The sequence below is a fragment of the Leucobacter celer subsp. astrifaciens genome, from assembly GCF_001273835.1.
Taxonomy (GTDB): Bacteria; Actinomycetota; Actinomycetes; order Actinomycetales; family Microbacteriaceae; genus Leucobacter; species Leucobacter celer.
On the sequence record NZ_JHEI01000136.1, the window covers coordinates 156,856 to 169,785 of the forward strand.

The window sequence follows — 12,930 nt, forward strand, 5'->3', positions numbered from 1 at the left end:
CGCGCCGGGAATCGAATATTTTCGTGCGATGCGGTGTTGAGGAACACGTGTCACTGACACAGAGACTGAGAAGAGAAGCCATCACATGAGCGATCAGAACGCTGCCGGGACCACCGCCGAGGAGACGAAGCGGCCCCGCACCCTCGCCGAGAAGCTGTGGGACGACCACGTTGTCGTCAAGGGCGAGAACGGCGAGCCGGACCTCATCTACATCGATCTCCACCTGATCCACGAGGTGACGAGCCCCCAGGCATTCGACGGCCTGCGCATGACCGATCGGCCGCTGCGCCGCGTCGATCTCATGATCGCGACCGAAGATCACAACACGCCGACGGTCAACATCACGAAGCAGATCGAGGATCCGACCAGTCGCCTGCAGATCGAGACGCTGCGCAACAACGTCGCCGAGTTCGGCGTGCGCGCGCACCCGCTGGGCGACAAGGAGCAGGGCATCGTGCACGTCGTCGGCCCCCAGCTGGGCCTCTCGATGCCGGGGATCACCGTGGTCTGCGGCGACAGCCACACCTCGACGCACGGCGCGTTCGGCGCGCTGGCCTTCGGCATCGGCACGAGCGAGGTCGAGCACGTCATGGCGACCCAGACGCTGCCGCTGAAGCCCTTCAAGACGATGGCGATCAACGTCGACGGCGAGTTGCGCCCCGGAGTCACCGCGAAGGACATCATCCTCGCCGTCATCGCGAAGATCGGCACCGGCGGCGGCCAGGGCTACGTGCTCGAGTACCGTGGCTCGGCGATCCGGAGCCTGTCCATGGACGGCCGCATGACCATCTGCAACATGTCGATCGAGGCCGGCGCGCGCGCGGGCATGGTCGCCCCGGACGAGACCACCTTCGAGTACGTGCAGGGCCGCCCCCACGCGCCGCAGGGCGCCGACTGGGACGCCGCGGTCGAGTACTGGAAGACGCTGCCCACCGACGAGGGCGCCGTCTTTGACGAAGAGGTGTTCATCGACGCGAACGCGCTCGAGCCGTTCGTGACCTGGGGCACCAACCCCGGCCAGGGCGTGCTGCTGAGCGATCGCGTGCCGAACCCCGCCGAGATCGAGGACCCCAACGAGCGCGCCGCCGCCGAGCGCGCGTTGGAGTACATGGATCTCGCGGCCGGAACCCCCATGAAGGAGATCCCGGTCGATGCCGTGTTCATGGGCTCGTGCACCAACAGCCGCCTCGACGACCTGCGCACATTCGCCGACCTCATCAAGGGCAAGAAGAAGGCCGACGGCGTGCGCCTGATGGTGGTTCCCGGGTCGGCGCGGGTGCGCTTCGAGGCCGAGATGGAGGGCATCGATCGCATCGTCGAGGAGTTCGGCGGCGAGTGGCGCTTCGCCGGCTGCTCGATGTGCCTGGGCATGAACCCGGACCAGCTCGCCCCCGGCGAGCGCTGCGCGTCGACGTCGAACCGCAACTTCGAGGGTCGCCAGGGCAAGGGCGGCCGCACGCACCTCGTCTCACCGCTCGTCGCGGCGGCGACCGCCATCCGCGGCACCCTGTCGAGCCCGTGGGATCTCCAGGACGACGCGGCGAAGGGCATCACCCACGATGCGCCGCCGCGCGCCGCCGACGAGGAACCGGTGCGCAGGCGCCTGCCGATCATGCCCGCTGCTGAGAAGGTCGAGGCCTGAACCATGGATCAGTTCATCACGATGACGGGTGTCGCCGCTCCGCTGAAGCGCTCGAACGTCGACACCGATCAGATCATCCCCGCGGTGTTCCTGAAGCGCGTCACCAAGACCGGCTTCGAGGACGCGCTCTTCCACCACTGGCGCCAGAACGAGGACTTCGTGCTGAACCAGCCGGTGTACCAGGGGGCCAGCGTGCTGGTCGCCGGCCCCGACTTCGGCACGGGATCGTCTCGCGAGCACGCGGTGTGGGCACTGCGCGACTTCGGTTTCAAGGTGGTCATCTCGCCGCGCTTCGCCGACATCTTCCGCGGCAACTCCGGGAAGCAGGGGCTGCTCGCCGCACAGGTCGAGGAGGCCGATGTCGAGCGGCTGTGGGCCGCCATCGAGGCCGATCCCGGCGTGCAGCTGACGGTCAGCCTGGAGGACCGCACGGTTTCGGTGGGGGATCTCACGGTCCCGTTCCAGATCGACGACTACACCCGCTGGCGCCTGATGGAGGGTCTCGACGACATCTCCCTGACGCTGCGCAACGAGCAGGCGATCTCGGATTTCGAGGCGCGCCGTCCCAACTGGATGCCGACGACTACCCCGGTGGAGGCCGCGTGAACGACAAGCAGGTGACCCTGGAGGAGACCAGGATCGACGAGAGCCAGGCCGATCAGGGCCTCAAGAAGGATGCTCAGAAGGCGGGGGCCCGCGTGGGCCTGACCTCGGACGAGATCATCATCAACGGCGGCCGCCCGCTGCGGGGGCGCATCGAGGTGCGCGGAGCCAAGAACCTGGCGCCCAAGGCGATGGTCGCGGCGCTGCTCGGCAAGACCCCGAGCATCCTGCGCAACGTGCCGAACGTCTCGGACATCCGAGTGGTGGCCGGTCTGCTCGCGCTGCACGGCGTGCTCATCACGCGGGGCGAGGATCCGGGCGAGTGGCACTTCGACCCGTCCAACGTCGAGCAGGCGCACCACGCCGACATCGACGCGCACGCCGGTTCGTCGCGCATCCCGATCCTCTTCTGCGGACCGCTGCTGCACCGCCTCGGAGAGGCGTTCATCCCGGACCTCGGCGGCTGCCGCATCGGGGACCGGCCCATCGACTTCCACCTCAACGCGCTGCGCAAGTTCGGCGCGGTCGTCGAGAAGCTGCCGAGCGGGATCAGCCTCACCGCCCCCAACGGGCTCACGGGTGCCAGCATCGAGCTGCCCTACCCGTCGGTGGGCGCGACCGAGCAGGTGCTGCTCACCGGCGTGCTCGCCAAGGGGCAGACCGAGCTGCGCAACGCGGCGATCGAGCCGGAGATCATCGATCTCATCTGCATCCTGCAGAAGATGGGCGCCATCATCACGGTCGAGCCCAACCGCGTCATCTTCATCGAGGGCGTCGAGGAGCTGCGCGGCTACGACCACCGCGCGATCTTCGATCGCAACGAGGCCGCCAGCTGGGCCTCCGCCGCGCTCGCGACGAAGGGCGACGTGTTCGTCGGCGGCGCGAAGCAGGAAGAGATGATGACCTTCCTCAACGTGTTCCGCAAGGTCGGCGGCGACTTCGACGTGCACGACGACGGCATCCGCTTCTGGCACCCGGGCGGCGAGCTGAAGCCCGTCACCATCGAGACCGATGTGCACCCCGGGTTCATGACCGACTGGCAGCAGCCCCTCGTGGTCGCTCTCACGCAGGCGCAGGGCGTCTCGACGATCCACGAGACCGTCTACGAGAACCGCTTCGGCTTCACCGACGCGCTCAACAAGATGGGCGCCGAGATCGAGGTGTACAAGGACGGGCTGCACGACGAGCACCGGCGGGTGAACCGCCGCGAGTTCGAGCAGGCCGCGGTGATCGCCGGACCCAGCCCGCTCGCGGGGGCCGAGATCGAAGTGCCGGATCTGCGCGGCGGATTCAGCTACCTCATCGCCGGTCTCACGGCCGAGGGGCAGACCAAGGTGACCAACCTCGGAATCATCTCGCGCGGCTACGAGAACTTCATCGAGAAGCTCCGGCAGCTGGGCGCGGACTTCATCTTCGAGGGCTGACCCGAAGAAACTGCGAGTTCCGACCTGTCATGCCGGTCGAGGACTGCGGCTCCGGGATAATTGAGCTATGACTGACACGGTGAAATTGCGGAGCCATCCCTCGGCGGAGAAACGTCGGCCCACTGTGTTCTGGGTGCTGGCGGGTTTGATCCTGCCGGTGTGGTCGCTCATGGTGCGGTATCGGTTCACCCCGACGTCGCGATTGCCGAAGACGGGCCCGTTCATTCTCGCGCCGAATCACTACAGCGAGATCGATCCGATCGCGATGGGGGCCGCCGTCTGGCACCTGGGACGGCTGCCGCGCTTCATGGCGAAGGCGAGTCTGTTCAAGATCCCCGTGTTCGGGCGGCTGCTGCGCGCGTCGGGGCAGATCCCGGTCGAGCGCGAGGGCGCCATCCGCTCCGGTGAGGGGCGGAGGAACCCGATGGGCGCCGCGAGTCAGCTCATCGAACGGGAATCGGGCGTCATCGTCTACCCCGAGGGCACGTTGACCCGCGATCCGGATCTCTGGCCGATGCGCGGCAAGAGCGGGGCGGTGCGGCTGGCGCTCGAGTCGGGCATCCCGCTGATCCCCGTCGCGCACTGGGGCACGCAGCGGCTCATGCCGCGATACGCGAAGCGGATCCATCCGTTCCCGCGGAAGACGATCGAGGTCGCCGTCGGCGAGCCGCTCGACCTCAGCCGCTTCGCGGGGCGTAATCTCGATCAGAAGACGATCAGCGAGGCGACGAACGACCTGATGAACGCGATCACGGCGCTGCTCGCCGAGCTGCGCGACGAGAAGCCCCCGGCCGAGCGGTGGGACCCCAGCAAGCATCAGCAGAGCGAGACGGGACGCTTTTGAGTGCCAAACCCATTCCCGTGGTCACGGGCAACCGCTCGCGCAACCGCGGGCGCAAGGTCGCCGTGATCGGATCGGGCAGCTGGGGCACGACCTTCGCGAAGGTGCTGTGCGACGCCGGCTGCGACGTCACCGTGTGGGCCAGGCGGCCCGAGGTGGCGAACGAGATCCAGGTCGCGAAGCGCAACAGCCAGTATCTTCCTGGCATCAACCTGCCGAAGAGCCTCAAGGCCACCAGTGATCTGAGCGCGGCGCTCAAGGGTGCACGGCTCGTGTTCCTGGCCGTGCCGAGCCAGACCCTGCGTCAGAACCTCGTCGACCTCGAGCCGTATCTCGACCGCCGCAGCGTGCTCGTGAGCCTGGTCAAGGGCGTGGAGAAGACCACCACCATGCGCATGTCCGAGGTCATCGCCGACGCGCTGGATCTCGATCCCGCACGCATCGCCGTGGTCTCCGGCCCCAACATCGCGCTCGAGATCGCGAAGGAGCAGCCCACCGGGGCCGTCGCCTCATGCGCCGATCTCGGGGTGGCTCAGGAGATCGCCACGGCGGCGTCCGCGCCCTACTTCCGCACCTACGTCAACACCGACGTCGCGGGCACCGAGCTCGGCGGTGTGCTGAAGAACCTCATCGCGCTCGCGATCGGCATCGTCGACGGCGTGGGATACGGGGAGAACACCAAGGCCGCGATCATCACGCGCGGGCTCGCCGAGATGACGGAGTTCTCCGTCGCCTCGGGCGCGGATCCCGCCACGCTCTCCGGGCTCGCCGGTCTCGGCGACCTCATCGCCACCTGCCAGTCGCCCCTCTCCCGCAACAACACCGCCGGCCGCCTCATCGGCCAGGGGTACACGCAGGAGGAGACGCGGGAGCAGATGCAGCAGGTCGCCGAGGGCATCACCTCAGTGCACCCGGTGCTGGAGCTGGCACGTGAGCGCGGCATCGTGATGCCGATCGTGGAGCAGGTGCAGATGGTGCTGAACGGCACGATGGCGCCGAAGAACCTCGGCCCGCACCTCGCGACCGAGGACGACGTGCCGCAGCCCGAGCTGAGCCTCGCGGGCCCCGAGCCCGGCCGCTGGCGCCGACTGCTGGACCGATTGAAGGGAACCCCCGCGTGAACACTGCCGCCAAGCGCACCGTCGCACTCCTGTTCGGCGGACGGTCGAGCGAGCACGGCATCAGCTGCGTCACCGCAGCCGGCGTGCTGCGCGCGATCGACCGCGATCGCTTCGACGTGATCCTCGTCGGCATCACCCGGCAGGGGGCGACCGTGCTGATGCAGGAGGACGACCTCGACGGCTACCGGCTCGAAGCAGGCGCCCTGCCCGAGGTGCGCGACAACGGCACCCGGGTGCTGTGGCCGGCCTCGACGGCGACGCGGGCGCTCACCGTGATCGACCAGGCGGGCTCGCTGCGCACGCTGGGACACGTCGACGCGGTGCTGCCCATGCTGCACGGGCCCTACGGCGAGGACGGCACGGTGCAGGGCATGCTCGATCTCATCGATCTGCCGTACGTGGGCAGTGGTGTGCTGGGCTCCGCGCTGTGCATGGACAAGCACGCGGTGAAGACCGTGCTCGCCGACGCGGGCATCCGGGTGGCGCCGTGGCGCACCGTGACGCGCGAGCAGCTGTCGCGGGACCCCTCCCTGACCGGGGGGCTCGACGAGGGCCTGCACTACCCGCTGTTCGTGAAGCCGGCCCGCGCCGGATCGTCGGTCGGTGTGAGCAAGGTCACCGACGCGTCCGGGATTCCGGCCGCGCTCGAGACGGCCTTCGCGGAGGACCGCACGGTGCTGATCGAGTCGGGCGTGACCGGTCGCGAGATCGAGATTGCGGTGCTCGAGGGGCGCGGCGACGCGCGGCCGCGCACCAGCTCGGTGATCGGCGAGATCGTCTTCACCGGCCGTGACTTCTACGACTTCGACGCGAAGTACCTGGGCGCCGCCGGGGTGGAGCTCGAACTGCCGGCGAAGGTCACGGAGGCCGAGTTCGCGGCGATCCGCGACGCCGCCGTTCTGGCCTTCGAGGTGACGCAGTGCGCCGGGCTCGCGCGCATCGACTTCTTCCTCACGGCGGACGGCCCCGTGCTCAACGAAATCAACACCCTCCCGGGCTTCACCCCGATCTCGATGTACCCGCGCCTCTGGGAGGAGTCCGGGGTGGGGTACACGGAACTCATCACCGAGCTCATCGAGCTGGCGATCGAGCGGGAACCCGCGTACTGAGCCGGGCCCGAACCCGGGTCCAGGGGCTACAGGTCGAGCGTGTCGGTGAGGCTCGTGCACTGGCGCAGCTGCGGCAGCTGCTGCACGACCGATCCCAGGTCGAGCACGGCCTCCGTGCCGCTGACCTGTTCGGAATCCACGAAGACCGCGAGGCCGGGGGAGCGGCCGTAGGCCTCGAAGCGGTAGATCGGCGCGGCCGAGTCGTCCACGATCCAGTCGACGCCGTTGACGTTGACGCAGCTGTCGGTGGTCGGCCCGCTCGGCTCGATCCCGCACTGCAGCTGCACGGCGGACGGGTTGCCCCAGGCGCCGGTCGACTGGGCGTTCGTGGTGCGACGATCCATGCCCGCCACCTGCGGAGGCAGCCGCACGATCACGTCGGCGCACGCGGGGTCGTTCGCGTTCGCGGCCGCCTCCATCGGCACGTCGCTCGCGCAGGCGGTGAGCAGCGAGGCCGCACCGGCGAGTGCAGCGGCCAGTGCGAGGAGCCGAAGGGCGGGAGATTTCACGCTGCCAGCTTAGCGAGGGATGCCTGTGCACTAGTTTGGGAGGGTGATGCAGACCGTGGGCGAGCTGGGGGAGAGCGGCGTGCTCGGCAGGGTGCTGGCCCGCCTGGGCGACGCACGGGCGGCCGTACTCGGGCCGGGCGACGACTGCGCGGTGCTGCGCGTGAGCGGCGACGCCGTGGTGACCACCGACACGATGATCGAGGGACCCGACTTCCGGCTGGCCTGGCACGACGGCTTCGAACTGGGTTGGAAGCTCGCGGCGACGAACCTCTCGGACGTCGCTGCGATGGGTGCCGTGCCGACCGCGCTCACGCTGGCGCTGGCGGTGCCGCACGACACGCCGGTCGCCCTGCTCGAGCGCATCGCCGAGGGCCTCGACGCGGCGTGCCGCACGCTCGCCCCCGGGTGCGGGGTGATCGGCGGCGATCTGGGACGTGCGCCCGCGGTGACGGCGGCGGTGACCGCGATCGGCGAGCTGGAGGGGCGCGCGCCCGTGGTGCGGTCGGGGGCCCGGCCGGGCGATGCGGTCGCCTACGCGGGCGAGCTCGGCCTGGCGGGCCTGGGCCTCTCGCTGCTCTTCGCCGAGGCGGCCGAGGCTGACGGCACCGCGCACGATCGCACGATCGCCGAGCTGTGGGCGCGGCACCCCGAGGCGCTCGCGGCTCAGCTCGCGCCGGCCCCGCCGATTCCGCTCGGACCGGCCGCGGCTCGCGCCGGGGCGACCGCGATGATGGACGTGTCCGACTCGCTGTCGATCGACGCGGATCGCCTCGCTCGCGCCAGCGGCGTGCGGGTGCGGTTCGAGACCGAGCTGCTCGAGGCGGAGTTCGGCGAGCAGCAGGGGGTGCGGGTGCCGGTCGAGGCGATGCTCACCGGGGGCGAGGATCACGGGCTGCTGGCGACGTTCCCGCGCGACGCCGAGCTGCCGAGGGGCTTCTCGGTCATCGGCTCGGTGGACGAGGGATCCGGAGTGCTGCTCGACGGCGCGATGCTCGAGCCGCGCGGCTGGGATCCGTACACGGTGCGACCGCCCGGCTCGTAGCGGTCGCGGGGTCGGCCGCTAGCCTGCGTCGGCCGCCAGCCGCAGCGCCGCCCACAGTTCGGCGCGGGTGTCGGGGGAGTCGAGGTCGGCCTGCAGCAGGTTGGCCGCCGTCTGCACCCTCGCCTTGAGGGTGTGCCGGTGCACGCCCAGCTCGGCCGCCGCCGGGCTCGTCTGGCCGTGGTGCGCGAGCCAGGCGGTGAGGCTCGCCTCGATGGTGTCGTCGTGGCGCCGATCGTGGTGCCGGATCGGAGCGAGCAGGCTCTCGGCGCGCCGGCGGCCCTCGGGGTGCGCGCCCAGCAGGTGGAGCACGCCGTCGTGCAGCGCGGGCAGATAGTCCACCGGGGCGTCCGCGCCGCTCGCGAGCGAGTAGGCGAGCGCGCGGTCGGCCTGGCCCAGCAGCTCCTCGAATCGCTGCAGGGTGCCGCGCTCCGAGATGCCGGACGGCACCCGGTGGGAGAGGAGCAGGCGGCGGATCGCCGGCAGGTGCCGGGTCTCGCCGAGGAGGAGCTCCGCCCCGTCGTGCGAGGCGGTGATGAGCCCCGCACTCCCCGCGTCGAGGGAGTGCAGATCCTCCAGCAGCTGCGGATCCGGTTTCTCGGCGGTGGGGTAGCGGGCAACGACGACCGGCCCGCGCGGCAAGCGGGACAGGGCGCCGCGGCCGAGCGTCTCGGCGAGCGAGAAGTTCTTCGCCAGCAGCAGCTGCACGATCGCCTCGCGCAGCGCCGACTGCGCGTCGTCGATGCCGCTGCGGTGCTCGAGCTGCACCGTCGCGATCGCGGCGACGAGACCGATGAGCGTGCGCTCCGCGGTGTCCGGGGCGCCGTGATCCTCGACCACGAGCACGCCGAGCACCTGCCCCTGCCGTCCGAGCGCCTGCATCTGGATGCCGCCGCCCTCCTCCGAACCGATGCGTCCGGCGCTGACGCCGCGCTCGACGAGGCGCCTGGTCTCGCGCCGGATCCACTCGGGCTGCATCTCGGTTCGAGCGGCCCTCGGCGCGAGCTCGATGATCCGACCCGAGCGGTCGGTCACGCAGACCCAGCGGCCGAGGCGGGAGGCGGCCTCGCGCACGGCTGCGGCGAGCCCGTCCCGATGCAGCGATGCGGCGGCGACCGCGCGCTGCGACTCGAGGGCCCACAGATCCCGTTCGCGGGTGCGCGCGTCGAGCAGGCGGGCCGCGGTCTGCACGATCTCGATGAACGCGGTGTCGTACGGCACGCGGAAGAGCGGCAGGCCGAGCCGGTCGCAGGCGGAGACGATGGGCGCGGGCACTCGGTCGAGGTGCAGGCCGACCGCGACGCCGAGCGCGGTGACCCCGGCGTCGATCAGGCGCTGCACGTACGCGTCGGCGTCGCTCTGGTCGTGCACGGCCGAGAAGCGCGCGCCCGTGGTGAGCAGCACGGTGCGCGGCGGCAGGAAGGGTGTGGGATCCTCGAGCTCGCTCACGTGCACCCACTGCACGGCGCGGTCGGCGGTGTGCTCGGAGGATCCCGCGATGAGCACCAGGCTGAGCTGGTACTGGTGCAGCAGCTCGCCGAGGGCGATCGTGGGCTGCGGCAGCGTGGTGTGCTCGGGGGAGACCGTCGACCCCTGTGCCTCTGCCATGATCCTCCCGAACTTCCAGTAGCCACTCTGTCGAAACTCTCGGCAGATTTACTCCATTCTGGCACGAAGTCGCGAGAACGTCACGGGCTAGGCTGATCCGGAATCACCCGATCCCGCACCGCGCCGGCGCGGGTTCCTATCGAGTCGCAGGGCCCAGGCCCAGGCAAGGAGAATCATCATGGTCGATGTCATCGGCGGTCCCTCGCTTCCGCAGGAGCGCAAGCTCGTCACCAGCATCCCCGGCCCCAAGTCGCAGGAGCTGCTGGCCCGCAAGAACGCCGCGGTCGCCGCGGGCGTGGGTGTGGCGCTTCCCGTCTCGATCGTCGCCGCGGGCGGCGGCGTGATGGTCGACGTCGACGGGAACTCGCTGATCGACCTCGGATCCGGCATCGCCGTGACCGGCGTGGGCAACTCGGCCCCGGCCGTCGTCAAGGCCGTGACCGAGCAGGTGCAGCAGTTCACGCACACCTGCTTCACCGTGACCCCCTACGACGGGTACGTGAGGGTCGCCGAGAAGCTCAACGAGCTCACCCCCGGCGACCACGAGAAGCGCTCGGCCCTCTTCAACTCGGGCGCCGAGGCCGTCGAGAACGCGATCAAGATCGCCCGCCACTACACCAAGAAGAACGCCGTCGTCGTGTTCGACCACGCCTACCACGGCCGCACCAACCTCACCATGGGGATGACCGCGAAGAACATCCCCTACAAGGACGGCTTCGGCCCCTTCGCCCCCGAGGTCTACCGCGTGCCCACCTCCTACCCCTTCCGCGACGGCCTCACCGGCGCCGAGGCGGCGCAGGTCGCGCTGACCCAGATCGAGAAGCAGGTCGGTGCATCGAACCTCGCGGCGATCATCATCGAGCCCATCCAGGGCGAGGGCGGCTTCATCGCCCCGGCCGAGGGCTTCCTCCCCGCTCTGCAGGAGTGGGCGATCGCCAACGGCGTCGTCTTCATCCTCGATGAGGTGCAGACCGGCTTCGCGCGCACCGGCGACCTGTTCGCCGCGAACCACGAGGGCGTCGTCGCCGATCTCGTGACCACCGCCAAGGGCATCGCGGGCGGCCTGCCGCTCTCCGCGGTGACCGGCCGCGCCGAGATCATGGACTCCGCGCACGCGGGCGGCCTCGGCGGCACCTACGCGGGCAGCCCGATCGCCTGCGCGGCCGCGCTCGCCACGATCGACACCTACCAGCAGGAGAACCTCACCGAGCGGGCCCGCGAGATCGGCGCCGTCATCGAGGAGTTCTTCGGCGAGCTGGCCAAGAGCGATGATCGCATCGGCGACATCCGCGGCCGCGGCGCGATGCAGGCGATCGAGCTCGTCGAGTCGGGATCGAAGACCCCGAACGCTGCGCTGACCGGCGCCATCGCGAAGCACGCGGGCGAGCAGGGCGTCATCCTCCTCACCTGCGGCACCTACGGCAACGTGATCCGCTTCCTCCCGCCGCTGGCGATCTCCGACGAGCTGCTGCGCGAGGGCCTGCAGATCGTCGCCGACGCCCTGGCCGCCAACTGACCGACGCCGTCGGTCGTTACGAAAGGACACCAGACATGGCACTCAAGCCCAATGAGCAGGAGCTGCTCGATCGCATCGAGAGCGGTCTCGGTATCGGCGGCAAGTGGGAGGCCTCGACCTCCGGCGCGACGTTCGATGTGACCGATCCCGCGACCGGCGAGGTCATCAAGACGATCGCGGACGCGACGGTCGAGGACGCGGTGCGCGCGCTCGATGCAGCGGTCGAGGCGCAGGAGGAGTGGGGCAACACGCCCACCCGCGTGCGTTCGAACATCCTGCGCCGCGCCTTCGACCTGCTGATGGAGCGCAAGGAGGAGTTCGCCCTGCTGATGGCCATGGAGATGGGCAAGCCCATCGCCGAGGCCCGCGGCGAGGTCGTCTACGGCGGCGAGTTCCTGCGCTGGTTCTCGGAGGAGGCCGTGCGCGTGCAGGGCGACTACCGCCCGAACCCGGAGGGCACCGGCAACATGGTGGTCTCCCACCTGCCGGTCGGCCCGTGCTACTTCATCACGCCGTGGAACTTCCCGCTGGCGATGGCGACCCGCAAGATCGCTCCGGCGCTGGCCGCGGGCTGCACCTCGGTGATCAAGCCCGCCGCGCTGACGCCGCTGACCACGATCTACTTCGTGCAGCTGCTCGAAGAGGCGGGCCTGCCCGCCGGTGTGGTCAACGTGGTGCCGACCTCGAAGTCGAGCGCGCAGTCGAGCGCTCTGCTGTCGGATCCCCGTCTGCGCAAGCTGTCGTTCACGGGTTCGACCCCGGTGGGCGTGAAGCTGCTCGAGGCTGCAGCGCAGAACGTGCTGCGCACCTCGATGGAGCTGGGCGGCAACGCTCCGTTCGTCGTGTTCGAGGACGCGGATCTCGATAAGGCCGTCGAGGGCGCGCTGCTGGCGAAGTTCCGCAACATCGGCCAGGCGTGCACCGCGGCCAACCGCATCATCGTGCACGAGAGCGTGGCGGACGAGTTCGCGCGCCGCGTGGGCGAGAAGGTCGCGGCCATGTCGATCGGCCGCGGCGCCGACGAGGGCAACGACATCGGAGCGCTGGTCGAGGAGAAGGCCGTGGCGAACACGGCTCGTCTCGTCGCCGACGCGGTGGAGACCGGTGGCACGCTCGTCACCGGCGGCGAGGCGATCGACGGCCCCGGCAACTTCTTCCAGCCGACCGTGATCGACAAGCTCAGCCCGCAGGCGGCGATCATGCGCGAGGAGATCTTCGGGCCGGTGCTCGGGATCATCCGCTTCTCGACCGAGGACGAGGCCGTGGAGATCGCGAACAACACCGAGTACGGCCTCGTGAGCTACGTGTTCACCGAGAACGTCGGTCGCGCCCACCGCATGATCGAGAAGCTCGAGACCGGCATGATGGGCCTGAACACCGGCCTCGTGTCGAACGCTGCCGCTCCGTTCGGCGGCGTCAAGCAGTCGGGCATCGGCCGCGAGGGCGGCTTCGACGGCATCCACGAGTTCCTGTCGACGAAGTACACGCTCATTCCGCGCTCGTAGTCGCGACGCGAAA

The 12,930-nt window shown here is 69.9% G+C and carries 11 protein-coding genes; 9 read left to right on the forward strand and 2 right to left on the reverse strand.

Going from position 1 to position 12,930, the window contains the following annotated elements:
* The first annotated feature begins 85 nt into the window (after positions 1–85).
* From leuC to AMS65_RS08890, 6 genes are all read left to right on the forward strand, one after another.
* Positions 86–1,642, forward strand: coding sequence for a 3-isopropylmalate dehydratase large subunit (gene leuC, locus AMS65_RS08865; RefSeq protein ID WP_053383807.1), 1,557 nt, complete (start codon positions 86–88; stop codon positions 1,640–1,642).
* Between the two features lie 3 nt (positions 1,643–1,645).
* Complete coding sequence (leuD, locus tag AMS65_RS08870) at positions 1,646–2,248, forward strand: 3-isopropylmalate dehydratase small subunit (RefSeq protein ID WP_053383808.1); 603 nt, start codon at positions 1,646–1,648, stop codon at positions 2,246–2,248.
* A 92-nt stretch (positions 2,249–2,340) separates the two neighbouring features.
* On the forward strand, positions 2,341–3,669 hold the full coding sequence (murA, locus tag AMS65_RS08875; protein WP_053384124.1) for a UDP-N-acetylglucosamine 1-carboxyvinyltransferase: 1,329 nt from the start codon (positions 2,341–2,343) through the stop codon (positions 3,667–3,669).
* A gap of 67 nt (positions 3,670–3,736) precedes the next feature.
* A complete protein-coding gene (locus AMS65_RS08880; protein ID WP_157502175.1) occupies positions 3,737–4,513 on the forward strand; it encodes a lysophospholipid acyltransferase family protein in 777 nt (258 codons plus the stop codon).
* Positions 4,510–5,631, forward strand: coding sequence for an NAD(P)H-dependent glycerol-3-phosphate dehydrogenase (locus AMS65_RS08885; protein ID WP_083451576.1), 1,122 nt, complete (start codon positions 4,510–4,512; stop codon positions 5,629–5,631). Before AMS65_RS08880 ends, AMS65_RS08885 begins: the two co-directional genes overlap by 4 nt.
* Complete coding sequence (locus AMS65_RS08890) at positions 5,628–6,740, forward strand: D-alanine--D-alanine ligase family protein (protein WP_053383810.1); 1,113 nt, start codon at positions 5,628–5,630, stop codon at positions 6,738–6,740. The genes AMS65_RS08885 and AMS65_RS08890 overlap by 4 nt, the downstream gene beginning before the upstream one ends.
* Positions 6,741–6,766: 26 nt before the next feature.
* Here the strand turns inward: AMS65_RS08890 and AMS65_RS08895 are convergent, their stop codons facing one another.
* Positions 6,767–7,249, reverse strand: coding sequence for a DUF3515 family protein (locus tag AMS65_RS08895; RefSeq protein WP_053383811.1), 483 nt, complete (start codon positions 7,247–7,249; stop codon positions 6,767–6,769).
* Positions 7,250–7,295: 46 nt separating this feature from the next.
* Here AMS65_RS08895 and thiL point away from each other — a divergent pair, with 46 nt between their 5' ends.
* Positions 7,296–8,291 (forward strand): thiamine-phosphate kinase, encoded by a 996-nt coding sequence (gene thiL / locus AMS65_RS08900; protein WP_053383812.1) that lies wholly within the window; start codon positions 7,296–7,298, stop codon positions 8,289–8,291.
* A gap of 18 nt (positions 8,292–8,309) precedes the next feature.
* On the opposite strand, the gene AMS65_RS08905 is transcribed toward thiL, so the two are convergent.
* Positions 8,310–9,896 carry a PucR family transcriptional regulator gene (locus tag AMS65_RS08905; RefSeq protein WP_053383813.1) on the reverse strand — a complete coding sequence of 529 codons (1,587 nt, stop codon included), beginning with the start codon at positions 9,894–9,896 and terminating at the stop codon, positions 8,310–8,312.
* A 178-nt stretch (positions 9,897–10,074) separates the two neighbouring features.
* On the opposite strand from AMS65_RS08905, the gene gabT reads away from it, so the two are divergent.
* Both gabT and AMS65_RS08915 read left to right on the forward strand, forming a co-directional pair.
* Entirely contained in the window at positions 10,075–11,412 is a 1,338-nt protein-coding gene (gabT, locus tag AMS65_RS08910; RefSeq protein ID WP_053383814.1) for a 4-aminobutyrate--2-oxoglutarate transaminase, read from the forward strand.
* A 35-nt stretch (positions 11,413–11,447) separates the two neighbouring features.
* Positions 11,448–12,917, forward strand: coding sequence for an NAD-dependent succinate-semialdehyde dehydrogenase (locus AMS65_RS08915; protein ID WP_053383815.1), 1,470 nt, complete (start codon positions 11,448–11,450; stop codon positions 12,915–12,917).
* Positions 12,918–12,930 lie beyond the last annotated feature (13 nt).